General features: G+C 62.2%; 23 protein-coding genes. 14 read left to right on the forward strand and 9 right to left on the reverse strand.

Features of this window, described 5'->3' with window-relative positions:
- Nucleotides 1-155: 155 nt before the first annotated feature.
- The 7 genes from PBDP_RS01325 (at nt 156) to PBDP_RS01355 (ending at nt 6,275) form a co-directional block, all read left to right on the forward strand.
- Entirely contained in the window at nt 156-737 is a 582-nt protein-coding gene (locus tag PBDP_RS01325) for an alpha/beta hydrolase (protein WP_109751875.1), read from the forward strand.
- 47 nt (nt 738-784) lie between these two features.
- Complete coding sequence (locus PBDP_RS01330) at nt 785-1,720, forward strand: sigma 54-interacting transcriptional regulator (protein WP_212801722.1); 936 nt, start codon at nt 785-787, stop codon at nt 1,718-1,720.
- Between the two features lie 212 nt (nt 1,721-1,932).
- Nucleotides 1,933-2,715, forward strand: coding sequence for a MetQ/NlpA family ABC transporter substrate-binding protein (locus PBDP_RS01335; protein ID WP_109751877.1), 783 nt, complete (start codon nt 1,933-1,935; stop codon nt 2,713-2,715).
- 597 nt (nt 2,716-3,312) lie between these two features.
- Nucleotides 3,313-3,978 (forward strand): amino acid ABC transporter permease, encoded by a 666-nt coding sequence (locus PBDP_RS01340; RefSeq protein ID WP_092446076.1) that lies wholly within the window; start codon nt 3,313-3,315, stop codon nt 3,976-3,978.
- Entirely contained in the window at nt 3,959-4,618 is a 660-nt protein-coding gene (locus PBDP_RS01345; protein WP_109751878.1) for an amino acid ABC transporter permease, read from the forward strand. The genes PBDP_RS01340 and PBDP_RS01345 overlap by 20 nt, the downstream gene beginning before the upstream one ends.
- Entirely contained in the window at nt 4,615-5,397 is a 783-nt protein-coding gene (locus PBDP_RS01350; protein WP_212801723.1) for an amino acid ABC transporter ATP-binding protein, read from the forward strand. The genes PBDP_RS01345 and PBDP_RS01350 overlap by 4 nt, the downstream gene beginning before the upstream one ends.
- Nucleotides 5,394-6,275 carry a transporter substrate-binding domain-containing protein gene (locus tag PBDP_RS01355; RefSeq protein ID WP_109751880.1) on the forward strand — a complete coding sequence of 294 codons (882 nt, stop codon included), beginning with the start codon at nt 5,394-5,396 and terminating at the stop codon, nt 6,273-6,275. Before PBDP_RS01350 ends, PBDP_RS01355 begins: the two co-directional genes overlap by 4 nt.
- A 145-nt stretch (nt 6,276-6,420) precedes the next feature.
- Here PBDP_RS01355 and PBDP_RS01360 read toward each other — a convergent pair whose 3' ends face one another.
- The gene (locus PBDP_RS01360; protein WP_116833921.1) at nt 6,421-7,581 is read right to left on the reverse strand and encodes an AAA family ATPase; all 1,161 of its coding nucleotides are present in this window, start codon (nt 7,579-7,581) and stop codon (nt 6,421-6,423) included.
- A 126-nt stretch (nt 7,582-7,707) separates the two neighbouring features.
- On the opposite strand from PBDP_RS01360, the gene PBDP_RS01365 reads away from it, so the two are divergent.
- Genes PBDP_RS01365 through PBDP_RS01375 form a run of 3 tightly spaced genes read left to right on the forward strand, consistent with a single transcriptional unit; the run spans nt 7,708 to nt 12,916 of the window.
- Nucleotides 7,708-8,811 carry an efflux RND transporter periplasmic adaptor subunit gene (locus PBDP_RS01365; RefSeq protein ID WP_109751882.1) on the forward strand — a complete coding sequence of 368 codons (1,104 nt, stop codon included), beginning with the start codon at nt 7,708-7,710 and terminating at the stop codon, nt 8,809-8,811.
- Complete coding sequence (locus tag PBDP_RS01370; RefSeq protein ID WP_109751883.1) at nt 8,808-9,872, forward strand: efflux RND transporter periplasmic adaptor subunit; 1,065 nt, start codon at nt 8,808-8,810, stop codon at nt 9,870-9,872. Before PBDP_RS01365 ends, PBDP_RS01370 begins: the two co-directional genes overlap by 4 nt.
- A complete protein-coding gene (locus PBDP_RS01375; protein WP_212801724.1) occupies nt 9,869-12,916 on the forward strand; it encodes an efflux RND transporter permease subunit in 3,048 nt (1,015 codons plus the stop codon). The genes PBDP_RS01370 and PBDP_RS01375 overlap by 4 nt, the downstream gene beginning before the upstream one ends.
- 152 nt (nt 12,917-13,068) lie before the next feature.
- On the opposite strand, the gene PBDP_RS01380 is transcribed toward PBDP_RS01375, so the two are convergent.
- Nucleotides 13,069-15,288, reverse strand: coding sequence for a heavy metal translocating P-type ATPase (locus PBDP_RS01380; protein ID WP_212801725.1), 2,220 nt, complete (start codon nt 15,286-15,288; stop codon nt 13,069-13,071).
- 85 nt (nt 15,289-15,373) lie between these two features.
- Here PBDP_RS01380 and cadR point away from each other — a divergent pair, with 85 nt between their 5' ends.
- Entirely contained in the window at nt 15,374-15,820 is a 447-nt protein-coding gene (gene cadR / locus PBDP_RS01385) for a Cd(II)/Pb(II)-responsive transcriptional regulator (RefSeq protein ID WP_003196623.1), read from the forward strand.
- A gap of 167 nt (nt 15,821-15,987) precedes the next feature.
- On the opposite strand, the gene PBDP_RS01390 is transcribed toward cadR, so the two are convergent.
- From PBDP_RS01390 to PBDP_RS01400, 3 genes are all read right to left on the reverse strand, one after another.
- The gene (locus tag PBDP_RS01390) at nt 15,988-16,959 is read right to left on the reverse strand and encodes a thymidylate synthase (protein WP_109751886.1); all 972 of its coding nucleotides are present in this window, start codon (nt 16,957-16,959) and stop codon (nt 15,988-15,990) included.
- A 49-nt stretch (nt 16,960-17,008) separates the two neighbouring features.
- Complete coding sequence (gene lgt / locus PBDP_RS01395; RefSeq protein WP_003196626.1) at nt 17,009-17,818, reverse strand: prolipoprotein diacylglyceryl transferase; 810 nt, start codon at nt 17,816-17,818, stop codon at nt 17,009-17,011.
- 68 nt (nt 17,819-17,886) lie between these two features.
- Complete coding sequence (locus tag PBDP_RS01400; protein WP_109752344.1) at nt 17,887-18,669, reverse strand: sulfite exporter TauE/SafE family protein; 783 nt, start codon at nt 18,667-18,669, stop codon at nt 17,887-17,889.
- Nucleotides 18,670-18,997: 328 nt separating this feature from the next.
- Here PBDP_RS01400 and PBDP_RS01405 point away from each other — a divergent pair, with 328 nt between their 5' ends.
- Nucleotides 18,998-19,744: an NRDE family protein gene (locus tag PBDP_RS01405; RefSeq protein WP_116833925.1), complete on the forward strand. Its 747-nt coding sequence runs from the start codon at nt 18,998-19,000 to the stop codon at nt 19,742-19,744.
- A 132-nt stretch (nt 19,745-19,876) separates the two neighbouring features.
- Here the strand turns inward: PBDP_RS01405 and ptsP are convergent, their stop codons facing one another.
- Together ptsP and PBDP_RS01415 are read right to left on the reverse strand one after the other, a co-directional pair.
- The gene (ptsP, locus tag PBDP_RS01410; protein WP_116833926.1) at nt 19,877-22,156 is read right to left on the reverse strand and encodes a phosphoenolpyruvate--protein phosphotransferase; all 2,280 of its coding nucleotides are present in this window, start codon (nt 22,154-22,156) and stop codon (nt 19,877-19,879) included.
- Between the two features lie 22 nt (nt 22,157-22,178).
- The gene (locus PBDP_RS01415) at nt 22,179-22,658 is read right to left on the reverse strand and encodes an RNA pyrophosphohydrolase (RefSeq protein ID WP_003186867.1); all 480 of its coding nucleotides are present in this window, start codon (nt 22,656-22,658) and stop codon (nt 22,179-22,181) included.
- Nucleotides 22,659-22,801: 143 nt separating this feature from the next.
- On the opposite strand from PBDP_RS01415, the gene PBDP_RS01420 reads away from it, so the two are divergent.
- Nucleotides 22,802-23,458 carry a histidinol-phosphatase gene (locus PBDP_RS01420; protein WP_109751889.1) on the forward strand — a complete coding sequence of 219 codons (657 nt, stop codon included), beginning with the start codon at nt 22,802-22,804 and terminating at the stop codon, nt 23,456-23,458.
- A 104-nt stretch (nt 23,459-23,562) separates the two neighbouring features.
- Here PBDP_RS01420 and PBDP_RS01425 read toward each other — a convergent pair whose 3' ends face one another.
- Entirely contained in the window at nt 23,563-23,988 is a 426-nt protein-coding gene (locus tag PBDP_RS01425) for a DUF2269 family protein (protein WP_212801726.1), read from the reverse strand.
- A gap of 44 nt (nt 23,989-24,032) precedes the next feature.
- Entirely contained in the window at nt 24,033-25,547 is a 1,515-nt protein-coding gene (ilvA, locus tag PBDP_RS01430) for a threonine ammonia-lyase, biosynthetic (protein ID WP_109751891.1), read from the reverse strand.
- Between the two features lie 137 nt (nt 25,548-25,684).
- On the opposite strand from ilvA, the gene rpiA reads away from it, so the two are divergent.
- Nucleotides 25,685-26,359 carry a ribose-5-phosphate isomerase RpiA gene (rpiA, locus tag PBDP_RS01435; RefSeq protein WP_212801727.1) on the forward strand — a complete coding sequence of 225 codons (675 nt, stop codon included), beginning with the start codon at nt 25,685-25,687 and terminating at the stop codon, nt 26,357-26,359.
- Nucleotides 26,360-26,409: the final 50 nt, after the last annotated feature.

The following is a 26,409-nucleotide window of genomic DNA, read 5'->3' on the forward strand; positions in this document are numbered from 1 at the left end:
TTGATGTAACGGACATATCGCCATCGCGAGCAGGCTCGCTCCCACGGTGTTGACTTGTTATTCGTTTTAAGTATTAACAAATAGCTTCTTATTCCTTAAAGAATATAGCTCTCCTCCCTATACTCGTCCGGGAACAGACACGCAGGAGAGCACCCATGCGCAACGAATCGATTCGCTACCTGATTGTGCCGGGCTGGCAAGGATCGCCAGAAAATCATTGGCAAACCCACTGGCAGAACAGCCTGCCCAACAGCGCCAGGGTCGAGCAGGCCGACTGGTTGACGCCTCGGCGCGAGGATTGGGTCGCGGCTTTGGCCGAAGCCATCGCCGCCGACAGCACGCCGGTCATCCTGATTGCCCATAGCCTGGGCTGCATCACGGTTGCCCATTGGGCCGCCACCGCGCCGGTGCAGTTTCTGCGACAGGTGCGTGGGGCATTGCTGGTGGCGCCGGCGGATGTCGAGCGGCCGGCCTGCGCCCCGGCGCTGCGCAATTTCGCGCCGATTCCCACTGATTTGTTGCCGTTCCCCAGCCAAGTGGTCAGCTCCGACAACGACGCCGCCGTGAGCGCCCCGCGCGCCCTGGAGCTGGCACGCAACTGGGGGGCCGAGGCCGGCATCCTGGCGGGGGCGGGGCATATCAACGTGAAGTCCGGCCACCAACGCTGGGAGCAGGGGTTCGCTTATCTCTATCGTCTGCAAAATCGCATGGAGCATCACGCCCTGCGTCGCGCCTGAATTTTTAGCGCCCCCCGTCTCCCGGCGGTCTGGGGCGGGAGCCTGCCATGAGTTTGCATGAAACCTTCGGTCAGCCATTGCTGACCTTTCCCGATGCGGAAAAAAGCCCCCTGAGCATTCGCGCCAAGGCGCTGGTGTTTGTCGACCCCCGTTCGCGGCAGTTGCGCCAGGAGTTGGAGCAATTGGCGCCGCGTGCGATCTCGGTGCTGATACGTGGCGAAACCGGGAGCGGCAAGGAGCTGCTTGCCCGGCATATCCATCGCGCAAGTGATCGCGGAGGGTTGTTCGTCTCGGTCAATTGCGGCGCCATCAGCCCGACCTACGCCGACGCCGAACTGTTCGGCTATGCCGCCGGCAGCTACAGCGGCTCGGCCAGCAGTCGGGCCGGTTGGTTTGGTTCGGCCAATGGTGGCACCCTTTACCTGGATGAGATCGGTGATCTGCCACTGCCAATCCAGATCAAGTTGCTGGCTGCCCTGGAAAACCACGAAGTCACCCGTGTTGGTGCACATCAGCCCAGTCCGGTGGATGTCCGTCTGGTGGCAGCCACCAGCATCGATCTGGCCCAAGCGGTGGCGGCCGGGAAATTCCACGAACGGCTCTACCACTACCTTGGCGAAGGCCAGCTCAAGCTGCCGGCCCTGCGCGAGCGGGTGGGCGATATCCTGTCCCTGGCCGAATATTTCCTGGGCATCTATAGCCAGCGGCTCGGCCTCAGCGTGCCGCTGATCAGCGAGGCGGCACAGCATGCCCTTGAACAGCACAGTTGGCCGGGCAATACCCGTGAGCTGGAAAACGTCATTCACTTCGCGTTGCTGGTGAGCACGGGGGATGAAATCTTGCCGGAGCACTTGAATTTGCCGTCCCAGTCATCGGCCCTGGAATCGATCGACCGCCAGGTGGCGCAGGTCGTTGCACAAGGCACGGCCGCCGAGCGCACGGCCCTCAAGGCGCTGCTCAATCAGTTGAGCCAAGCGCTATAGAGAACACCGGAATTGTGGCGAGGGGATAAATCCCCTTGCCACAAAGTGGTGTTTTTCTATATGAGTAAAATGAATATGAACTTGAATAAAAGATATTGTTAAGGAATAAAAAATATCGGTATTGTCCGCCTCACGCCAGCGATAGCACTTCACTGGCACTCCCACATTTGGCCGTCGTCCATGACGACAGTGATTTTCGATAAGGACACTGCATGAAAAAGGTTCTGTTGTTCACCGCATTGGCGGCAGCCCTGACCTCGGGCCTGGCCCAGGCCGCGGAAAAACTGGTAGTGGCGGCTACCCCGGTGCCTCACGCCGAGATCCTTGAACTGATCAAGCCAGCCCTGGCCAAAGAAGGTGTTGACTTGGAGATCAAGGTCTTCACCGACTACGTCCAGCCCAACGTCCAGGTTGACCAGAAGCGCCTGGATGCCAACTACTTCCAGACCCTGCCGTACCTGAAAAACTTCAACGAAGGTAAAGGCACCAACCTGGTGACCGTGATCGGCGTTCACGTCGAACCGTTCGGCGGCTACTCGAAGAAGTACAAGAAGCTGGCTGATCTGCCAAACGGCGCGACCATCGCGCTGCCCAACGAAGGCAGTAACAGCGGCCGTGCCCTGATCCTGCTGCAAAAGGCTGGCCTGATCGAGTTGAAAGACCCGAAAAACGCTTTGGCGACCCCGAAAGATATCGCCAAGAACCCGCACAACTTCAAGTTCAAGGAGCTGGAATCGGCCATGCTGCCGCGTGTGCTGGACCAGGTCGACCTGGACCTGATCAACACCAACTATGCCCTGGAAGCGGGTCTTAACCCGGCCAAGGATGCCTTGGTGATCGAAGGTGCGGATTCGCCTTACGTCAACTTCCTGGTAGCCCGTCCGGACAACAAGGACAGCCCGGCCATCCAGAAACTGGCCAAGGCCTTGACCAGCCCGGAAGTGAAGGCGTTCATCGAGAAGAAATACAGCGGCGCGGTACTGCCGGCGTTCTGATTGGTGCACTAAACCCTTTCACGGTTTCAAGCGCCGACGGCTGATACAGCGTCGGCGTTTTTTTGTGCTCGAGATCCCGTGGGGGAGGTTATTTATTTGAGACGAGTCGAACCTGTCCTGTGGCGAGGGGATTTATCCCCGCTGGGCTGCGCAGCAGACCCGTGGACTGGATGGGTTCGCTGGATCTGACGCACTGCGCCTTCAGGCTTTGGGGCTGCTGCGCAACCCAGCGGGGATAAATCCCCTCGCCACACTAGTTGTCAGGCCACCCTGGTCTTCAATGCCCTGCGCAACGCCACCAACAATTTCAGTATTTCCTGCGGTTCCAGTCGCTGCGGCACTTTTACGTCAGCCATGTCTTCTTCCTTGTAATGGTTCGGGGATTTCGGACAAAAGTCCTCCCTGCGACGCAAAGAAAAATAGTCGGCTTTGCCCATCGCGGCAAATCGGGGGAATAGTTTTTTGTGTGATATCAATATGCTTTAACGGTATTTAAATTGCGCTTCTTATACCTTTAAAGTCAGCTCCTGCCGAGCAGCTATCCGCTGCCCATGGACCGCACTACCGCCGCTTACCGAGCGGCGTCCAGGATGTTCAATGAACTTCGATTACGCTTTTATCCTCAGCACCCTCCCGGCGTTTCTCAAGGCCGTGGGCGTGACGCTGCAGGTCGGCCTTATCGCCATCGCCACATCGCTGCTGGTGGCGCTGGTCAACGCAACGATCCTGGTGTCGCGCACGCCTTACCTGCAACGCCTGGTGGGGCTGTATGTGGAACTGGCGCGCAACACGCCGCTGCTCATCCAGCTGTTCTTCGTCTACTTTGCCTTGCCGGCGCTGGGTATCAAGGTCTCGGGGTTTGCGGCGGCGATCATTACCATGACGTTCCTGGGCGGTGCCTACCTCACGGAAGTGCTGCGTGCGGGTGTGGACGCGGTGCCCCAGGCGCAATTGGAATCCGGTCGCTCCATCGGGCTGTCCCATGGGCAGTTGTTGCGCTACGTGATCCTGCCGCAGGCCGGGATCCTCAGCCTGCCGTCGCTGTTCGCCAATTTCATTTTCCTGCTGAAGGAGACCACCGTGGTCTCGGCCGTAGCGGTGCCGGAGATTCTCTACACCACCAAAAGCTACATCGCGCTCTATTACAAGACCTACGAAATGCTCGCCGTGCTGACGCTGATTTGCGTGCTGCTGTTTTTGCCGTTGTCGCTGCTGCTCAGCCGTCTGGAAAGGAGGCTCCAGCATGGCCAGTTCGGGTCTTGAATTGTTGTGGGTGTCGTTGCCGCAACTGGGCAAGGGCGCTGCGCAAACCCTGTCGATTTCCTTGCTGAGCATCGCCATCAGCACCGTTGGCGGCGTGCTTTACGGCGTGTTGCGTACGTTGGGCGTGAAGTGGCTGGACGTCGTCCTGCGGGTCTACCTGGAATTGTTCCGGGCGATCCCGGTGCTGGTCTGGTTGTATTTGCTGTTCTTCGGCCTGCCGATCTTTTTCGGCCTGAGCCTTCCAAGTTTTTGGTGCGCGGTGCTGGTGCTGTCGTTGTGGGGCGCCAGTGAAGTCGGGGAAGTGGTGCGCGGCGCCTTGCATTCGTTGCCGCGCGGCCAGCGCGAGGCGGGTTTGTCCATTGGCCTGAACGGTCCGCAACTCTACGGCCATGTACTGCTGCCGCAAGCGCTCAAACGCATGACGCCGCCAACCATCAACGTCTACACGCGCATCATCAAGACCAGCTCTCTGGCCGTGCTGATCGGCGTGGTGGATGTGATCAAGGTTGGCCAGCAGATCATCGAGCGTACCTATGAATCCGTGCTGATCTACGGCGCGCTATTCCTGTTTTTCTTTTTCATCTGCTACCCGCTCTCGGCCGCCTCGCGCGTGCTGGAGCGGCGCTGGACGCAAGCATGAGCGCATTGATCGAGTTCAAGGGTTTCAACAAGTTTTTCGGCGAGCAGCAGGTGCTGGACGGCATCGACCTGCAAGTGAAGGCCGGCGAAGTGATCGTCGTCCTCGGCCCCAGTGGGTGCGGCAAAAGTACCTTGCTGCGTTGCCTCAATGGGCTGGAAGCGGCCCACAGCGGCAGCCTGAGATTCGCCGGTCGCGAGTTGCTGGACAAAAGCACCGACTGGCGTGAAGTACGACAGCGGATCGGCATGGTGTTCCAGAGCTACCATCTGTTCCCGCACATGAGTGTGCTCGATAACCTGCTGCTCGGCCCGGTCAAAGTACAGAAACGCGACCGCCGCGAAGCGCGCGACCAGGCCGAAGCCCTGCTGGCCCGGGTGGGCCTGCTGGACAAGCGCGATGCCTTTCCACGCCAGCTCTCCGGCGGCCAGCAGCAACGCATCGCCATCGTTCGCTCGCTGTGCATGAACCCCAAGGTCATGTTGTTCGACGAGGTCACCGCCGCCCTCGACCCGGAAATGGTCAAGGAAGTGCTGGAGGTCATCCAGGGCCTGGCCCGCGAAGGCATGACGCTGTTGATCGTCACCCACGAAATGGCCTTCGCCCGGGCCGTGGCTGACCGCATTGTGTTCATGGATGCCGGGCGAATCCTTGAACAAAACCCTCCCGAGATTTTCTTTACGAACCCGCAAACCGCACGAGCGCAGCAGTTCCTGGAGAAGTTCTCCTACGTCGCCGCACTACCCAAAACGACTCAAACAAAGGAACTGCAACTGTCATGAAAACTGCCAAGTCTTCTCTGCTGCTACTGCCGCTGCTCGGTCTTGCACTGCTGGCCGGCTGCAATAAAACCGAAGAACCGCCAAAGCCGAAAACCGCAAGCCAAAGCACCGCGCCGGCCAGCTACCTGGACAAAATCAAGGCGCGGGATAAATTGATCGTCGGGGTCTTCACCGACAAGCCACCGTTTGGCTTCGTCGATGAGGCCGGGCGTTATGTCGGCTTCGATACCGACATTGGCCGTCGATTCGCCAAGGACCTGCTCGGCGATGAAAACAAGGTCGAGTTCGTCGCGGTCGAGCCGGCGAGCCGGATTCCGTTCCTGCAAAGTGACAAGGTCGACCTGATCCTGGCCAACATGACCGTGACCCCGGAGCGCAAGGAAGCGGTGGAGTTCACCAACCCGAATCTGAAAGTCGCCGTGCAGGCACTGGTGCCACAGGCCAGCGAAGTGAAAAGCCTCGATGACCTGGCGACCCGTACCACCATTGTCACCACCGGCACCACGGCGGATATCTGGCTGACCAAGAATCACCCGGATTGGAAACTGCTCAAGTTCGAGAAGAACTCCGAGTCCTTGCAAGCACTGGCCAACGGTCGTGGCGACGCCTATGCCCAGGACAACCTGGTGCTGTTCAGTTGGGCCAAGCAGAACCCGGGTTATCGCGTGCTGGCGCAGACACTGGGCGCCGAAGCGCCGATTGCGCCGGCGGTGAAGAAGGGCAATGTCGAGCTGCGTGATTGGGTCAATGCCGAGTTGGCGAAGCTGGGTGAAGAGAAATACCTGCTCAAGCTGTACGACCAGTACGTGCGCAAGGAATTGAGCGATGACACCAAGCCTGAGAGCGTGATTGTCGAGGGTGGCAAATGGCAGGGTTGATTTCCTGACAGTTGCAGCGCCTCAAGGACCGCATCGCGAGCAGGCTCGCTCCCACATTGGCCGGCGGAGGGCGGAAGATTTGCGGTCGAACACCATTCCTCCTGTGGGAGCGAGCTTGCTCGCGATTCGGTTTATCTGGCGCTGATTAATCCGGCCAATGCCAAGCCGGTTCATCCAGCGCCCGCTGCCCGACAATCCCGGTCTGTCCAAGCTCCTTTTCCAGCACGATGCAATTGCAGTCCTCATCCTGCTCCAGTGCGGCGATCAGGCGCGTGGCGTGGGACACCACCCAGACCTGGCAATTGGCTGAAGCGCGGATGATCAACCGCGCCAAGGCCGGCAACAGATCCGGGTGCAAGCTGGTTTCCGGTTCGTTGAGCACCATCAGCGAGGGTGGGCGCGGGGTGAGCAGGGCGGCCACCAGTAACAGATAGCGCAGGGTTCCGTCGGACAGTTCGGCGGCGGACAGCGGCCGCAGCAGGCCGTGCTGTTGGAACGCGATGGCGAAACGTCCGCCTTGCAGTTTCTCGATGTGCAGGTGGGCACCGGGGAACGCGTCGCCGATGGCGGCATGCAAGGCCTCGACGTCACCGATTTCAAGGATGGTCTGCAGCGCGGCGGCCAGGTCGCGTCCGTCGTGGTGCAGTACCGGCGTGCGGGTGCCCAGTTGCGGTTGGCGCACTGGCGCGTCGGCGTCGCTGCGGAAATGGTCGTAGAAGCGCCAGCGACGAATGAACTCGCGCATCTGCAGGACCTCCGGCGAAGTGCGCAGGCTGCCGACCTGGTCGAACAGGCTGTCGAAGGTCGGCGTGTGCTGGGCCAGCACATCCCATGAACGGCCTTCGCGGGCACGGATCATCGGCCCGTTGCGATCCACCAGCAGGCTGGCCGGCCGAAACACCGGACCGGCCCAGATGCATTCACGCTTGATCTCCGGATCCAGCGAAAACGCTGAAAGACTGGGTTCCGGCAGGCCCAAGGCAATCGAATAGCTGAAGTCTTCACCGGCGAATCCCAGGCGCAAGCGCTTGGTGCCCTGGCGCACAACTGCCTGGACCGGCACCTCGCCGTTGCGCATGCGGCGGCTGATTTCTTCCGGGCCGGCCCAGAAGGTCGAGTCCAGTCCGCCTTCGCGGGCCAGGGCGTTGACCACTCCACCCTGGGCCGTCTCGGCCAACAGGCGCAGGGCTCGGTACAGATTGGACTTGCCGCTGCCGTTGGGGCCGGTGATCAGGTTCAGCCGGCCCAGGGGGATGACCAGTTTGTTGATGGATCGATAATTGGCCACCGCCAGGGTCTTGAGCATGCGCAGGCTCCTACAGGGAGGCGATCAGTGTGCCTGATCTGCGGCACCTATTGTATTCGTTGAACCCTGTTCTAAGCTCACAGTCGTATCGTCACTGGTACGTCCGTACAGCGCATAGGAGTCTGCATGGCTGGTCCCCGAATCAAACTGGTAGTTGGCCTGGGCCTTTGCGCGCTACTGGCCGGATGCGGTGATGAAAAGCCTGCGGAAAAAGCCCTGCCACGGGTCTTTGTGCAGCAAGCCGTGCCCAGCGAATACGCCGCCTCGGTGACCCTGACTGGCGATGTCCAGGCGCGGGTACAGGCCGACCTGTCGTTTCGTGTGGGCGGTAAGATCATCGAGCGCAAGGTCGATGTCGGCGACCGAGTCTCGGCCCGGCAAATACTGGCCCGGCTCGATCCCCGTGACTTGCAGACCAATGTCGACTCCGCCGAGGCCCAGGTGGCCGCCGAGCAGGCGCGGGTCAAGCAGAGTGCGGCGGCCTTCGTGCGCCAGCAGAAACTCCTGCCCAAGGGCTATACCAGCCAGAGCGAATATGACGCGGCCCAGGCCCAACTGCGCAGCAGCCAGAGTGCGCTGACCGCCGCCCAGGCCCAACTGGCCAACGCTCGCGAACAACTGAGCTACACCGCACTGATTGCCGAGGCACCGGGCATCATCACCGCGCGCCAGGCTGAAGTCGGCCAGGTGGTGCAGGCCACGGAGCCGATCTTCAGCCTGGCCCGGGACGGCGAACGCGACGCGGTGTTCAACATCTACGAATCGCTGTTGAGCGAACCGCCGTCGGATCCTGCCATCACTATCAGTTTGCTGGATAACCCCGCCATCAAGACCACTGGTACGGTACGCGAGATCACCCCGGCGGTGTCTGCCCAGACCGGCACGGTGCAGGTCAAGGTCACCCTCAATGATTTACCCGAAGGCATGCGCCTGGGGTCGGTGGTCAGCGCCACGGCCAAGTCCGCCGGCAAGACTGCCTTCGAACTGCCTTGGTCGGCCCTGACCAAGAACCTCAGCGACCCGGCCGTGTGGCTGGTGGACGGTGAAGGCAAGGCGCAGTTGCATACGGTGACGGTCGGCCGCTACCTGACCGGCAAGGTCATCATCAGCGACGGCCTCAAGGGCGGCGAGAAAATCGTCACCGCCGGCGGGCAATTGCTGCACCCCGGCGTACGCGTCGAGATCGCTGAAAACACCCATGAAAAATCCACGCCGGGAGCCCAGCCATGAAGCGTTTGTGGATGATCTCGGCCGGACTCTTGCTGGCCGCCTGTTCCAAGGAGGAAGCACCGCCCGAACCGGTGCGTCCGGTGTTGTCCGTCGAGGTCCGGGCCCTCGACCAACAGGCGCTTGGACGGTTTGCCGGCAATATCCAGGCGCGTTACGAGAGCAACGTGGGCTTCCGTGTGCCGGGGCGGATCGCCAGCCGCAATGTCGATGTCGGCGCCGAAGTGAAGAAAGGCGACCTGCTCGCCACCCTCGATCCCACCGACCAGCAGAACCAGTTGCGCGCCGCCCAGGGCGACCTGGCGCGGATCGAGGCGCAGTACATCAATGCCCAGGCCAATGCCCGTCGCCAGCAACAATTGTTCGACCGTGGCGTCGGCGCCCAGGCGCAGTTGGACATCGCCCAGACCGACTTGAAAACCACTGGCGCGTCCCTCGAACAGGCCCGCGCCTCGGTGGAGCAGGCCCGCGACCAACTCAACTACAGCGAGCTGCGCACCGACCACGACGCGATCGTCACGGCCTGGAATGCCGAAGCCGGGCAGGTGGTCACCGCCGGCCAGCAAGTGGTGACCCTGGCCCGTCCGGACATCAAGGAAGCGGTGATCGACCTGCCGGCCGGGTTGGTCGAACGCCTGCCCGCGGACGTGGTGTTCGAGGTCGCCGCGCAATTGGACCCGAGCATTCATACCACCGCCACCGTGCGCGAGATCGAACCCCAGGCCCAGAGTGCCACCCGTACCCGTCGCGCGCGCCTGACGCTGGCCGATACACCACCCGGCTTTCGCCTGGGCACGGCGATCAGCGTGACCCTGAGTTCGACCATCGAGCCACGCATCGAGCTGCCACTCAGCGCGCTGCAAGAAGTCGACGGCAAGGCCCGCATCTGGTTGGTCGACCCGCAGAACCAGACAGTCTCGCCCCGTGACGTGCGGATTCTCGAACGTTCGGCCGACTCGGTGCTGGTGGCCAACGGCATCAAGGCTGGCGACCGCGTGGTCAGCGCTGGTGTGAACAGTCTCCAGCCGGGGCAGAAAGTGAAACTCGATGAGGACGCACGATGAAAGGGCCTTTCAACCTGTCCGAATGGGCCCTGCGGCATCAGTCGTTCGTCTGGTACCTGATGTTCGTTGCGCTGTTGATGGGCGTGTTTTCGTACATGAACCTGGGGCGCGAAGAAGACCCGTCGTTCACCATCAAGACCATGGTCATCCAGACCCGTTGGCCCGGCGCGACCCAGGAGGAAACCCTCAAGCAGGTCACTGATCGCATCGAGAAGAAACTCGAAGAACTCGACTCCCTCGACTACGTCAAGAGTTACACCCGTCCGGGAGAATCGACGGTGTTCGTGTACCTGCGCGATACCACCGGGGCCAAGGAAATTCCCGAGATCTGGTACCAGGTGCGCAAGAAGATCAACGACATTCGCGGCGATTTCCCTGACGGCTTGCAGGGGCCTGGTTTCAATGACGAATTCGGCGACGTGTACGGCTCGGTGTATGCCTTCACCGGCGATGGTTTGTCGATGCGCCAGTTGCGTGACTACGTGGAACAGGTGCGCGCCGAGATCCGTGGCGTACCGGGCCTGGGCAAGGTCGAGATGGTGGGCGAGCAGGACGAAGTGCTGTACCTGAACTTCTCCACGCGCAAACTCGCGGCCCTGGGCATCGATCAACGCCAGGTGGTGCAGAGCCTGCAATCGCAGAACGCGGTCACGCCTGCCGGGGTCATCGACGCCGGGCCCGAGCGGATTTCCGTGCGCACGTCCGGGCAATTCCAGTCGGAAAAGGACCTGGCCAACGTCAACCTGCGGCTCAATGACCGCTTCTATCGACTGGCCGACATCGCCGACATCCGTCGCGGCTACGTCGACCCCGCCACACCGATGTTCCGTTTCAATGGCACGCCAGCCATCGGCCTGGCTATCGCGATGAAGAAGGGCGGCAACATCCAGGATTTCGGCAAGGCGTTGCATGCGCGCATGAGCGAGCTGACCGCTGACCTGCCGGTGGGCGTTGGCGTGCATACCGTGTCGGACCAGGCCGAAGTGGTGGAGGAGGCGGTCGGTGGCTTCACCAGCGCCTTGTTCGAGGCGGTGATCATCGTCCTGCTCGTCAGCTTCGTCAGTCTCGGCATACGGGCCGGGCTGGTGGTGGCCTGCTCGATTCCGCTGGTGCTGGCGATGGTCTTCCTGTTCATGGAGTACAGCGGCATCACCATGCAGCGGATTTCCCTCGGCGCCTTGATCATCGCCCTCGGCCTGCTGGTGGATGACGCGATGATCACCGTGGAGATGATGGTCACGCGCCTGGAAAAAGGCGACAGCAAGGACCAGGCCGCGACGTTCGCCTATACCTCGACCGCGTTCCCGATGCTCACCGGGACCCTGGTGACCGTGGCCGGTTTCGTGCCCATTGGCCTGAACGCCAGTTCCGCCGGTGAGTACACCTTTACCCTGTTCGCGGTGATCGCCGTGGCAATGCTGGTTTCGTGGATCGTCGCGGTGCTCTTCGCCCCGGTGATTGGCGTGCACATCCTCAGCACCAACGTGAAACCCCACAGCGCTGAGCCGGGTCGGATCGGCCGGGCCTTCAACGGTGGCCTGCTGTGGGCGATGCGCAATCGCTGGTGGGCCATTGGCATCACCGTGCTGCTGTTCGTGCTGGCGGTGTTTTGCATGCGCTTTGTGCAGAACCAGTTCTTCCCGTCCTCGGACCGGCCGGAAATCCTGGTGGACCTCAACCTGCCGCAAAACGCTTCGATGGACGAGACCCGCAAGGTCGTCGATCGCCTGGAGGCGAGCCTCAAGGGCGACCCGGACATCGAGCGCTGGAGCACTTACATCGGCGAAGGCGCCATTCGTTTCTACCTGCCGCTGGACCAGCAATTGCAGAACCCGTACTACGCGCAACTGGTGATCGTCAGTAAAGGCCTGGAGTCGCGCACCGCCCTCACCGAACGCCTGCAAAAGCGCCTGCGTGAAGACTTCGTCGGCATCGGCAGCTACGTGCAGGCCCTGGAAATGGGCCCGCCGGTGGGTCGGCCGATCCAGTACCGGGTCAGCGGCAAGGACATCGACCAGGTGCGCAAGCATGCGATCGAGCTGGCCACCGAACTGGACAAGAACTCGCACATCGGCGAAATCATTTACGACTGGAACGAGCCGGGCAAGGTGCTGCGCATCGACATCGCCCAGGACAAGGCGCGGCAACTGGGCTTGTCTTCCGATGACGTGGCCAGGCTGATGAACAGCATCGTCAGCGGGTCTCCAGTGACCCAGGTCGATGACGATATCTACTTGATCAATGTGGTGGGCCGGGCCGAAGACGCCGAGCGCGGCTCACCGGAAACCCTGCAAAATCTGCAGATCGTCACCCCGAGCGGCACCTCGATCCCGCTGCTGGCGTTCGCCACGGTGGGCTATGAACTGGAGCAGCCGCTGGTGTGGCGTCGCGACCGCAAACCGACCATCACCATCAAGGCGGCGGTGCGCGATGAAATCCAGCCCACCGACCTGGTCAAGCAGCTGCAACCGGCCATCGACAAGTTCGCCGCTGGCCTGCCGGTGGGCTACAAAGTCGCCACCGGTGGTACGGTGGAAGAGAGCAGCAAGGCCCAGGGGCCGATCGCCAGTGTCGTGCCGCTGATGCTGTTCTTGATGGCGACCTTCCTGATGATCCAGCTGCACAGCGTGCAGAAACTGTTCCTGGTGGCCAGCGTCGCGCCCCTGGGCTTGATCGGCGTGGTGCTGGCGCTGGTGCCGACGGGCACGCCTATGGGTTTCGTGGCGATCCTCGGGATCCTCGCGTTGATCGGCATCATCATCCGTAACTCGGTGATCCTGGTGACCCAGATCGACGAGTATGAACGTGACGGCTACGAGCCCTGGGATGCGGTGGTGGAGGCCACCGAACACCGGCGCCGGCCGATCCTGCTGACGGCGGCCGCGGCGAGCCTGGGGATGATCCCGATTGCCCGGGAAGTGTTCTGGGGGCCGATGGCCTACGCGATGATTGGCGGGATCATCATCGCCACCCTGCTGACATTGCTGTTCCTGCCGGCGCTGTATGTGGCCTGGTACAAGATCCGCGAGCCCAAGCGCGAGTGACCTTGTTTTTTGGGGCTGCTGTGCAGCCCATCGCGAGCAAGCTTTGCTCCCACAGCAGATCTGCTGTGAGTTCAAAACGCTGTATTCACAAAGCGCCAACTGTGGGAGCAAAGCTTGCTCGCGATAGGGCCCGTCCAGCCACCTAAGACTTCTTATTTACGCAACAACCGCAACCCATTGAACACCACCAGCAAACTCACCCCCATGTCGGCAAACACCGCCATCCACATGGTGGCGAAGCCGGCGAAGGTCACCCCAAGGAAGATCGCCTTGATGACCAACGCCAGGGCAATGTTCTGTTTCAGGATGCTTGAAGTCTGCCGCGACAGGCGAATGAAGGCTGGGATCTTGCGCAGATCATCGTCCATCAACGCCACATCAGCGGTTTCGATGGCCGTGTCGGTGCCGGCCGCCGCCATGGCGAAGCCGATTTCCGCGCGGGCCAGGGCCGGTGCGTCGTTGATGCCGTCGCCGACCATGCCGACACGGTGACCCAGGGTGTACAAGTCTTCGATGGCTTGCAGCTTGTCCTCCGGCAACAAATCGCCGCGGGCCTGATCCATGCCCACCTGGGCGGCGATCGCTTCAGCGGTGTGGACGTTATCGCCAGTGAGCATCAGGGTCTTGATGCCCAGGTCATGCAGCTCCCGAATGGCTTCGCGGCTGGAATCCTTAACGGTGTCCGCCACGGCAAACAGCGCCAAGGGGCCTGTACTGTCGAGCAGCAGCACCACGGACTTGCCTTGTTTTTCCAGGGCGAAGAGTTTTTCTTCCAGCTCGGGAGAGCACAGGCCCAGGTCCTCCACCAGGCGATGATTGCCCAGGTGGTAGGTCTGGCCACCGATGTCGCCGCGAACGCCGCGCCCGCCGAGCGCCTCGAAGTTATCCACAACCTGCGGGGCCAATTGCTTATCCACAGCCGCGTTGGCGACTGCCCGGGACACCGGATGGTCGGAGCGCGCGGCGAGGCTGGCGGCGAGGGCCGGGGCGGTGCTTTCCACGGTGGGGTCCAGCGCCACATAGTCGGTTTGCACCGGCTTGCCGTGGGTGAGCGTGCCGGTCTTGTCCAAGGCCAGGTAGTCGAGCTTGTAGCCGCCCTCCAGGTACACGCCGCCTTTGACCAGGATGCCTTTGCGCGCCGCGGCGGCGAGGCCGCTGACGATGGTCACGGGTGTGGAAATCACCAGTGCGCACGGGCAGGCCACCACCAGCAGCACCAGCGCCCGGTAGATCCAGTCGAACCATGCCGCGCCCATGAACAGCGGTGGGATGACGGCCACGGCCAAGGCCAGTATGAACACCGCCGGGGTGTAGATTTTCGAGAACTGATCGACGAAGCGCTGGGTCGGCGCGCGGGAGCCCTGGGCCTGTTCCACGGCGTGGATGATTCGCGCCAGAGTGGAGTGATCGGCCGCCGCGGTCACGGTGTACTCCAGTTCGCCGGCCTGGTTGATGGTGCCGGCGAATACTTTGTCGCCAACGGTTTTTTCCACCGGCAGGCTTTCGCCGGTGATCGGTGCCTGATCGATGGTGGAGCGTCCGGCGACCACGTCACCGTCCAGGCCCACGCGCTCGCCGGGGCGCACTCGCACGCGCGCGCCGAGGGCGATAGCCTTGACCGCTTGTACCTGCCAACTGCCATCGGCCTGTTGCACGGTGGCTTGCTCCGGGGCCATTTGCATCAGGCCGCCGATAGCATTGCGCGCCCGGTCCAGGGATTTGGCTTCGATCAGTTCGGCCACGGTGAACAGGAACATCACCATCGCCGCTTCCGGCCATTGGCCGATCAACACCGCACCGGTCACGGCGATGCTCATCAGCGCATTGATGTTCAGGTTGCGGTTCTTCAGGGCGATCCAACCCTTCTTGTACGTACCCAGGCCGCCGCTGAGGATCGACACCAACGCCACCAGCGCGACCACCCAGTTTGGCGCGGCGTTGGTGAAGTGAATCACCTCGGCGCCCAGGGCTGTCACGCCGGACAACGCCAGCGGCCACCAGGGCTTGGCTGGGGCGGGCAGGTCGTTGGTTTCTGGTTTCTGGCCTGGGGTCAGTGGGTCGGCCTGCATCCCCAGGGACTCGATGGCCTTGATGATTGGCGCGTCGCTGGGCAAATCGTGGGTCACGCCCAGCACGCGGTTGATCAGGTTGAATTCCAGTTGCTGCACGCCTTCGAGCTTGCCGAGCTTGTTCTGGATCAGCGTCTGTTCGGTGGGGCAGTCCATGGCTTCGATGCGAAAACTGCTCAGCCGCGCACCGTCCGTCGGCGTCTTGCCGAGGTTGACCACCGCCGGTGCCGCTTTCGACGCGCAGCAGGAATGCCCGTGGTCATGGTCGTGGGCGGGTTTGTGGATATGGAGGGAGTCGCTCATCGGGTACGTCCGTGAAAAGTGCCTGTTGCGCAGTAAAGACCCTGTAGCCACTATAGGGTCAAGCACCTATTTGGGAGGCCGCACCATGAAGATCGGAGAACTGGCGAAAATCACCGACTGCCAGGTCGAGACCATCCGCTATTACGAGCGCGAAGGCCTGCTGCCGGAACCGGCCCGCAGCGATGGCAATTACCGCGTCTATACCCAGGCCCATGCCGAGCGGCTGACATTCATCCGCAACTGCCGCACCCTGGACATGACCCTGGAAGAAATCCGCAGCCTCCTGGCCCTGCGCGACAGCCCCCAGGACCAGTGCGAAAGCGTCAATGCACTGATCGACGAACACATCCAGCACGTGAAGGCTCGCATCGATGGTCTGTTGGCCTTGCAGACACAACTGATCGACCTGCGCCATCGCTGTGGCGAAGGGCCGGACCTGGATCAATGCGGGATCTTGCAGCGCCTGGAGGTGAGCGGGGCGGTGGCGCCGGAGGTGGAGCATTCACATGTGGGCAGGAGTCATGGGCATTGAGCCCTTGCTGCCAATCCGAATACACAGAACGGCCTATGGGTGAGCCTGTGGGAGCAAAGCTTGCTCGCGATGGAAACACCTCGATCCGTCAGTAGATCGCGTTATCGTTCGTCGCGAGCAAGCTTTGCTCCCACGGGGCCCGCACACAAGGGGATGGTGGGATTCTTTTAGACCGCCATCGGCGCGGTCATCGGCGCGTGGTGCTGGTAGCCTTCGAGGGAGAAGTCGCTCGGCTCCACGAGTTCCAGCCATTCAGGCTGGTACACACCGGTCTTGGCGAACTCCGGCACGCGCTCGGAAATCACCAGTTTCGGCATCGGGAACGGCTCGCGCTTGAGTTGTTCGTTGAGCATGTCCAGGTGGTTTTCGTAGACGTGGGCATCACCAATGAAATAGGTGAACCAGCGCGGCGTGTAGCCGGTCAGGCGGCCGATCAGGCTCAGCAGCGCGGCGCCTTCGGTGAGGTTGAACGGCGTGCCCAGGCCCAGGTCGTTGGAGCGGATGTAGAGGGTCAGGGAAATTTCCCCGGTCTCGACATTCGGGTGGAACTGGTAGAGCAGATGACATGGCGGCAGGGCCATTTCATCGAGTTGGGCGCAGTTCCAGCCATGGAACAGGATACGGCGGCTGCCCGGGTCCTTGATGATGGTGTCGACGCACTGGCGAACCTGGTCGATGGCCTTGTACAGCACCACGTAGGTCTGGCCGTTTTCTTCGCCTTCGGCAATCTGCCGGTAGCCTTGGGCCAGGGTTTGCTCGATGGCCGCCGGGTTGCTCGAAGGGATCTGTTTGTAGGCCGGCCATTTGCGCCATTGCACGCCGTAGATCTCGCCCAGGTCGTCTTCGCCCTGGCGGAACGGGTTGGCCAGCCACTGGGCGTTTTCGTTGGCGTTCTGGTCCCAGACCTTGCAGCCCAGGGCACGGAATTCGGCGGCGTTGTTGACCCCACGCAGAAAACCGCACATCTCGCCGATGGCCGATTTGAAGGCCATTTTGCGGGTGGTGATGGCCGGGAAACCGTCCTTCAGGTCATAGCGCAGCATGGCGCCGGGAAAGCTGATGGTGTTCACGCCGGTGCGGTTGGCTTGCTTGGTGCCGTTCTTGATGACGTGGGCCACCAGATCGAGATATTGCTTCATGGGTTACCTGTGTCCTTGAACCCGGGGCCAGCGCCCCGGGGTGCGAATTTTAAACCTTGGCCGCCGCAGCTGGCGCGCGATGATAGGCCAGCCAGATCAGCGCCAGGCCGCCGACGATCATCGGCAGGCACAACACCTGGCCCATGGTCAGCCAGTTCCACGCCAGGTAGCCGAGCTGTGCGTCCGGTACGCGGACGAATTCGACGATGAAGCGGAAGATCCCGTAGAACAGCGCGAACATGCCCGATACCGCCATGGTTGGCCGCGGCTTGCGCGAGAACAGCCAGAGGATCAGGAACAATGCCACGCCTTCGAGGGCGAACTGGTACAGCTGCGACGGATGGCGCGGCAACTGTGCCGGGTCACTGAACGGCGGGAAGATCATCGCCCACGGCACGTCGGTCGGCTTGCCCCACAACTCGGCGTTGATGAAGTTGCCGATGCGCCCGGCGCCCAGGCCAATCGGCACCATCGGCGCGACGAAGTCCATCAGCTCGAAAAACGACTTGTTGTTGCGCTTGCCGAACCACAACGCCGCCAGCATCACGCCGATGAACCCGCCGTGGAACGACATGCCGCCCTTCCAGACCTCGAAGATCAGCGTCGGGTTGGCCAGGTAGGCGCTCAGGTCATAGAACAGCACGTAGCCCAGGCGCCCGCCGACGATCACGCCCATGGACAGCCAGAACACCAGGTCGGAGAGCTTTTCCTTGTTCCAGGTCGGGTCGAAACGGTTGAGCCGGCGCGACGCCAGCAGCCAGGCGCCGCCGATGCCGACCAGGTACATCAGGCCGTACCAGTGGATTTTCAGCGGGCCGATGGCCAGGGCTACCGGATCGATCTGCGGGTAAGGCAGCATTGATATTCCTCGTAAACGTCAAAAATACCCGGGCGACGCTGCCACCTCGGGATTAAGCCAGGATTGCGTCAGAACAGGAAACTCAAGCCGACGCAGAACAGCAAGGCGGCGAACAGCCGTTTGAGCAAGCGCGGCGACAGACGATGGGCCAGCCGCGCACCGAAACGGGCGAAGACCATGCTGGTCAAGGCGATGCCCAGCAGCGCCGGCAAATATACAAAACCGAGACTATGGGCCGGCAACAACGGATCGTGCCAGCCCAGAATCATGAAACTTAATGCGCTGACCACGGCGATGGGCAGCCCGCAAGCCGATGACGTCGCGACCGCTTGCTGCATCGGCACGCTGCGCCAGGTCAGGAACGGCACGGTCAGCGAACCGCCGCCAATGCCGAAGATCGCCGAGGCCCAGCCGATCACCGTGCCGGCCAAGGTCAGGCCGCCCTTGCCTGGCACCGTACGGCTGGCCTTGGGCTTGAGGTCCAGGGCCAATTGCGCGGCGACGACCAGGGCGAACACGCCGATGATCCTCTGCAGGTGCGGGCCGGAAATCGCTTCGGCGGTGATCGCGCCAAAACCGGCACCGATCAGGATGCCGACGGTCATCCAGGCGAACACTGGCCAGCGCACCGCGCCCTTGCGCTGATGCTCGCGTACGGCGTTGACCGAAGTGAAGATGATCGACGCCAGCGAGGTGCCGACGGCCAGGTGCGTCAATACCTGCGGGTCGAAGCCTTGCAAGGTGAAACTGAACACCAGCACCGGGACGATGATGATCCCGCCCCCCACGCCGAACAACCCGGCCAGCACGCCGGCGCAGGCGCCGAGCAGCAGATAGAGCAAAAATTCCACCAGCGTCTCCCCGCCCATCCCGAAATAAGAGCGGCATGGTAACGGATCCAGGGCCTTGGGCTCTACTGAAGGCGATGGATGTGGCGGCGATGTCTGGGTAGAGTGATCACAGCATTTGGCACGAAACCTTGTGGCGAGGGGATTTAGCGAAACGTCGCCCCGCCCCGCTTTGTGGGAGCAAGGCTTGCCCGCGATGGCGGCGCTACGGTCTTTCAGAAATCGAGGCGCCTGTTTCGCGAGCAAGCTTTGCTCCCACACAGTGCCCCCCACAAAAACTGTGTCTGGCTTTATTCTTTCAACCGATTGGCATTGTTAACGGGATTACCTGATGTGCCTGATCGTATTTGCCTGGCGCCCCGGCCACGCCCAGCCATTGATCGTGGCGGCCAACCGCGACGAGTTCTACGCCCGGCCGACCTTGCCCCTGGCCCAGTGGCCTGACGCGCCCCAGGTCCACGCTGGTCGCGACCTGGAGGCCGGCGGCACCTGGCTTGGCGTTGGCGCCGAGGGTCGCTTTGCCGCCCTGACCAACATCCGTGACCCGGGCCAGTTGCCGGCATTCAAGTCTCGCGGTGAGCTGGTGGCGCGGTTTCTGACCGGAAATCTCTCGATTGCCGAGTACTTGAGCGAAGTCGTGCCCCGCGCCAGCGAGTATGGCGGGTTCAACCTGCTGCTCGGCGATGGCTCCGAGCTCTGGCACCACAACGCCCGTGATGTTCGGCCACAGCGACTGGCCGAAGGCGTCTATGGTTTGTCGAACGCCGGGCTGAACACGCCATGGCCCAAGCTGCTCAAGGCCCGGGCGGCGCTGGCCGAGGTGCTGGACGATCCGCAGCCCCAGGCGCTATTGGCGCTGCTGAACGACCCGCAACCCGCCCCGGTGGCTGAGCTGCCGGATACGGGCGTTGGACTGGCGACCGAGATGCTGTTGTCGAGCGTGTTCATCGCCAGCCCGGCTTATGGGACGCGGGCGAGCACGGCGTTGATTGTCCATGCCGATGGGACACGGCATATGGTCGAGCGCAGTTTCGGGCCGCATGGGGGGCATTTGGGGGAGGTCGAGGTCAGGGTCTAGCTTTGTGGTGTCAGGTCTGGCCCTATCGCGAGCAGGCTCGCTCCCACTGTGGATCGGCGGTGAACACATATTGTGTGAACAACCGAGATCCCCTGTGGGAGCGAGCCTGCTCGCGATAGGGGCGCTACAGGTTCAGAGGGTTTTGTTCGACGCCGGATTGATCATCCGCGCCAACCCAAGGTTCTTCAGTGCCAATTGCAAGGAGCTGTGGATCACCTGCGGGTTGTCGATGGTCATCACCTCGGCCAGCAACTCCTGGGCCTTGCTGAGGTTGATCTGGCGCAGCATCCACTTCACTTTCGGCAGGTTGGTGGCGTTCATCGACAGGCTGTCGAAACCCATCGCCATCAGCAGCACCGCCGCTGCCGGGTCACCGGCCATTTCGCCGCAGATGCTCACCGGCTTGCCTTCGGCATGGGCGTCACGCACCACGTTCTGCAAGGCTTGCAGCACCGCCGGGTGCAGGTAATCGTACAGATCGGCGACCCGTGGGTTGTTGCGGTCCACGGCCAGCAGGTACTGGGTCAGGTCGTTGGAACCCACCGACAGGAAGTCCACCTGCCGCGCCAGTTCCTTGGTCTGGTACACCGCTGCCGGAATCTCGATCATCACGCCTACCGGCGGCATCGGCACGTCGGTGCCTTCGTCGCGCACTTCGCCCCAGGCCCGGTGGATCAGGTGCAGGGCTTCTTCCAGTTCATGGGTGCCGGAGATCATCGGCAACAGGATGCGCAGGTTGTTCAGGCCTTCGCTGGCCTTGAGCATGGCGCGGGCCTGGACCAGGAAGATTTCCGGGTGATCGAGGGTCACGCGAATGCCGCGCCAACCGAGGAACGGGTTGTCTTCCTTGATCGGGAAGTAGGACAGCGACTTGTCGCCGCCGATGTCCAGGCTGCGCATGGTCACCGGTTGCGGGTGGAACGCGGCCAGTTGTTCGCGGTAGATCGCCAGCTGTTCCTTTTCACTCGGGAAGCGCTGGTTGATCATGAACGGCACTTCGGTGCGGTACAGGCCCACACCCTCGGCGCCACGTTTCTGTGCCCGGGCCACGTCGGCCAGCAGGCCGGTGTTGACCCACAGCGGCATACGGTGGCCGTCGAGGGTCACGCAAGGCAGGTCCCGCAGCGCGTCCAGGCCCAGGGACAGTTGTTTCTCTTCCTCCACCACATCGGCGAACTGCTTGCGCAGCACGTCGCTGGGGTTGGTGTAGACCTCGCCGTGGTAGCCATCGACGATCATCTGGATGCCGTCGACCTTGGAGTACGGCAGGTCCACCAGGCCCATCACCGTCGGGATGCCCATGGCCCGGGCCAGGATCGCCACGTGGGAGTTGCCCGAGCCCAATACCGAGACCAGCCCCGCCAGCTTGCCTTCCGGCACTTCGCCGAGCATGGCCGGGGTCAGCTCTTCGCTGACGAGGATGGTGTTATCGGGGTAGACCAGGGTCTGCTGGCGTTCCTGCTGCAAATAGGCCAACAACCGGCGGCCAAGGTCCTTGACGTCGGAGGCACGCTCGCGCAGGTAGGCGTCGTCCATCAGTTCGAAACGGTTGACGTGGTCGGTCACCACCTGGCGCAGCGCGCCCTGGGCCCACTGGCCGGTCTTGATGACGGTGGTCACTTCGCTGCCCAGGGAGGCGTCGTCGAGCATCATCAGGTAGACGTCGAACAGCGCGCGCTCTTCAGGCCGCAGCTGCGTCGCCAGCTTGGCCGACAGGGCGCGCATGTCGGCCCGTACGCCTTCGATGGCGGTCTTGAACAAGCCCAGCTCGGCATCGATGTCGGTGATGGCCTTGTCCGGCACCACGTCGAGGTCGGCGGGCGGCAGCATGACCACCGCCGTGCCCACCGCCGCGCCCGGTGAGCCCGGTACGCCGACGAACTTGGCTTCCTGGATACCCTTGCCCTGGCGACCCAGGCCGCTGATCGAGCCGGTGGCCTCGGCGTGGGCGATAACCCCGGCCAGTTGCGCGCTCATGGTCACGAGGAAAGCTTCTTCCCCCTCGTCGAACTGGCGGCGCTCTTTTTGCTGGATGACCAATACGCCGACAACGCGGCGGTGGTGGATGATCGGTGCGCCGAGGAACGAGGCGTAGCGTTCTTCCCCGGTTTCGGCAAAGTAACGATAGCGCGGGTGATCCGCGGCGTTTTCGAGGTTCAGGGGTTCTTCGCGCGTGCCGACCAGGCCGACCAGACCTTCATTGGGCGCCATGCTGACCTTGCCGATCGAGCGCTTGTTCAAGCCCTCGGTGGCCATCAGCACAAAACGGTTGGTCTCGGGGTCCAGCAGGTAGACCGAGCAGACCTGGCTGCCCATGGCCTCTTTGACGCGCAATACAATAATCCCCAACGCCGCCTTGAGATCCTTGGCGGAGTTAACTTCCTGGACGATCTTGCGCAGCGTATTGAGCATGGCTCGGGGTCGAACTCCGTCGTCAGTCGCGCGTCAGCAGGCGCGGGGCAAGCTCTTTGAGAGCGCGTCGATACACTTCGCGCTTGAATGTCACCACCTGGCCCAACGGATACCAATAGCTGACCCAGCGCCAGCCATCGAACTCCGGTTTACCGGTCAAATCCATCCGCACCCGTTGCTCGTTGGAGATCAGGCGCAGGAGAAACCATTTCTGCTTCTGGCCGATACACAGCGGTTGGCTGTGCGTGCGGACCAGGCGTTGCGGCAAACGATAGCGCAACCAGCCTCGGGTGCAGGCGAGTATTTCGACATCTTCTCGCTCAAGCCCCACTTCTTCGTTCAACTCGCGGTACAAGGCCTCTTCCGGCGTCTCCTGGGGGTTGATCCCGCCCTGGGGAAACTGCCAGGCGTCTTGATTGATACGGCGAGCCCATAGCACCTGCCCTGCATCATTCGTAAGAATGATCCCCACATTGGGGCGGAAACCATCGGGGTCGATCACGGCAACAACCTCGCAAACGCATGTCGCCGCATTGTTCCACAAAGGTTGTGAAAGCAGCAACGAGCCCGCCTAGCTTATGTGCACTCTTGTGAAAAGTACGTATTCTGGACGCCTTTCTTCAGATTTTTCAGCGAGTAACTGCAATGCGGCTGGCTTTATTCGACTTGGACAACACATTGCTGGGCGGCGACAGCGATCACGCGTGGGGCGATTACCTGTGCGAGCGCGGTTTCCTGGATGCTGTCACTTACAAGGCACGCAACGACGAGTTCTACCAGGATTACCTGGCCGGCAAGCTCGACAACGCCGAGTACCTGAACTTTTGCCTGGAAATCCTCGGTCGGACCGAAATGCACGTGCTGGCCCAGTGGCACCTGGACTACATGCGCGACTGCATCGAGCCAATCGTGTTGCCCCAGGCCGTCGAATTGCTGGAAAAGCACCGCGCCGCTGGCGATAAGCTGGTGATCATCACTGCCACCAACCGCTTTGTCACCGGGCCGATTGCCGAACGCCTGGGTGTGGAAACCCTGATCGCCACCGAGTGCGAGATGATTGATGGGCGCTACAGCGGGCGCAGCGCCGACATCCCGTGTTTTCGCGAGGGCAAGGTGACCCGGTTGAACCGTTGGCTGGAAGAGACCGGGCATTCGCTCGACGGCAGCTATTTCTACAGTGATTCGATGAACGACTTGCCGTTGCTGGAGGTGGTGACGCATCCGGTGGCGGTGGATCCGGATCCGAATCTGCGGGCCGAGGCCGAAAGACGTGGTTGGCCGGTGATTTCGTTGCGCGGCTGATAGGGCTATCGCGAGCAGGCTCGCTCCCACAGGGATTTTGTGAACAACGCAAATCCAATGTGGGAGCGAGCCTGCTCGCGATGGGGCCGGCGCGGTCTAAAACCTTAAACCGGCTTGGCCCCCATCAACCCCGCAATGGCGATAAAGCAGACAACGCTGAACAACGCCAAGGCAAAGGTAAACCTACCGCTACCTCCCGGCGCCTTGCGCAATTTGTTCAGCCGCACCACCAGCCAGAACCCCGCCAGCGCGGCCAAGGTGTAGAGCACGCTGGAAGCCAGCAACCAGGTCTGCCCCAGTGGCCAGCCGACCTGGTGCACCATCCACCAGCCCGTGAATGGAAGGCTCGCCAGTGCAAGGATCATCACCAACCAGATGAACAGCCGCGGGCGTTGCAGCGTACGAGCCGCCGCCGTGGCATCGCCGTTGCGGCGCGTGCGCCAGACCCAGATGGCCAGCCCCAGGGCGCCCGCCAACAGCAATACCGTGGCGACGATGTGAGCGATCTTCAGCGTGGTCAGTGTTTCCATTGTTCGATTTCCTTAAGTCCTGCTCACAGCCTAGCCCGGCTTTATCAACCCAGGAACAACTGATAGGCCGGGTTATCGCTTTCATCCCAGTACGGGTAGCCGATTTCTTCCAGGGCGGCTGGCACCAGGTGGCGCTCATCGTGGGGCACTTGCAGTCCGGCGACCACTCGGCCATCCGCTGCGCCATGGTTGCGGTAGTGGAACATCGAGATATTCCAGCGCCCGCCCAGCTTGTTGAGGAAGTTGAACAGTGCGCCTGGGCGTTCCGGGAATTCGAAGCGCAACACCACTTCGTCGATGACGTGTGCCGCGTGCCCGCCCACCATGTGGCGGATGTGCAACTTGGCCAGTTCGTTGTCGGTCAGGTCCAGCACCGGGAAGCCTTGTTCGGTCAGGCTGGCGATCAGCGCGCTGCGTGGGTCGTTTTCCGGGTGGGTCTGCACGCCGACGAAGATGTGCGCTTCACTGCCGGTGTTATAGCGGTAGTTGAATTCGGTGATCTGGCGTTTGCCGACGGCTTCGCAGAACGCCTTGAAGCTACCTGGCTTCTCAGGGATGGTCACGGCGATGATCGCTTCGCGGCCCTCGCCCAGTTCGGCGCGTTCGGCCACGTGGCGCAAGCGGTCGAAGTTGACGTTGGCCCCGGAGTCGATGGCCACCAGGGTCTGGCCGCTGACGCCCCGTGACTCGACGTATTTCTTGATCCCGGCCACGCCCAGGGCGCCGGCAGGTTCGGTGATCGAGCGGGTATCGTCGTAGATGTCCTTGATGGCGGCGCAGATCTCGTCGGTGCTGACGGTGATGACTTCGTCCACGTAGTGTTTGCAGATATCGAAGGTGTGCTGGCCGATCTGTGCCACGGCGACGCCATCGGCGAACAGCCCCACGGTCGGCAGCACCACGCGCTCACCAGCGGCCATGGCCGCTTGCAGGCAATTGGAGTCGTCCGGCTCGACGCCGATGACCTTGATGTCCGGGCGCAGGTATTTCACGTAGGCTGCGATCCCTGCGATCAGCCCGCCACCGCCCACCGGGACGAAGATCGCATCCAGGCGCCCGGGGTGCTGGCGCAGGATTTCCATCGCCACCGTGCCCTGCCCGGCAATGGTGTGGGGGTCGTCATAGGGGTGGATGTAGACGTAGCCTTTTTCGTCGACCAGTTTCAGCGAATAGGCCAGGGCTTCGGGGAACGAATCGCCATGCAGCACCACTTTGCCGCCCCGCGAGCGCACGCCTTCGACCTTGATTTCCGGGGTGGTCTTGGGCATCACGATGGTGGCCTTGACGCCCAGCACCTTGGCCGCCAGGGCCAGGCCCTGGGCGTGGTTGCCCGCCGACGCCGTGACCACGCCGCGTGCGCGTTCTTCGTCGCTGAGCTGGGTCAGCTTGTTGTAGGCCCCGCGAATCTTGAACGAGAACACCGGCTGCAAGTCTTCACGCTTGAGCAAAATGCTGTTGCCCAGCCGCTCGGAGAGCTGGCGAGCGGTCTGCAACGGGGTTTCTACGGCAACGTCATAAACGCGCGAGGTGAGGATCTTTTTGACGTACTGTTCAAGCATCGGAAAGCATCACTGAGCGAGTTGGGCAGGGCCAAGGAGTCTAACCCGGCTTTTGGCTGGGCGACCACACGAATCCCAAGGTTTTGTTGGGTTATACTCGCGCCCCTCTTTACTTCCTGCCCGCTTTCGGAGCCCGCATGACCCAGGATCAACTCAAACAGGCCGTGGCCCAGGCCGCCGTCGACCTCATCCTCCCGAAACTGGATGACAAGAGCATCGTCGGGGTCGGTACCGGCTCCACGGCCAACTGCTTCATCGACGCGCTGGCTCGCCACAAGGGCGCGTTCGACGGCGCGGTCGCCAGTTCCGAAGCCACCGCCGCGCGCCTCAAGGGGCACGGGATCCCGGTGTATGAGCTCAACACCGTGAGCGACCTGGAGTTCTACGTCGATGGCGCCGACGAAAGCGACGCGCACCTGAACCTGATCAAGGGCGGTGGCGCGGCCCTGACGCGCGAGAAGATCGTCGCGGCCGTGGCCAAGACCTTCATCTGCATTGCCGACGCCAGCAAACTGGTGCCTGTGCTCGGCGCATTCCCGTTGCCGGTGGAAGTCATCCCGATGGCCCGCAGTCATGTGGCCCGCGAACTGGTGACGCTGGGCGGCGACCCGGTGTATCGCGAAGGCGTGCTGACCGATAACGGCAATATCATCCTGGACGTGCACAACTTGCAGATCACCAACCCGGTGGAACTGGAAAGCCAGATCAACGCCATCGTCGGCGTGGTCACCAACGGTTTGTTCGCGGCTCGTCCGGCGGATGTGCTGTTGCTGGGAACCGCTGAAGGGGTGAAGACCCTGCGGGCTGAGTAAGTCGACGAAATAACCTGCTCTTTTGAGTGAAGTATTCCCTGTGGGAGCGA

The organism is Pseudomonas sp. St290 (assembly GCF_018325805.1).
GTDB lineage: Bacteria > Pseudomonadota > Gammaproteobacteria > Pseudomonadales > Pseudomonadaceae > Aquipseudomonas > Aquipseudomonas bijieensis.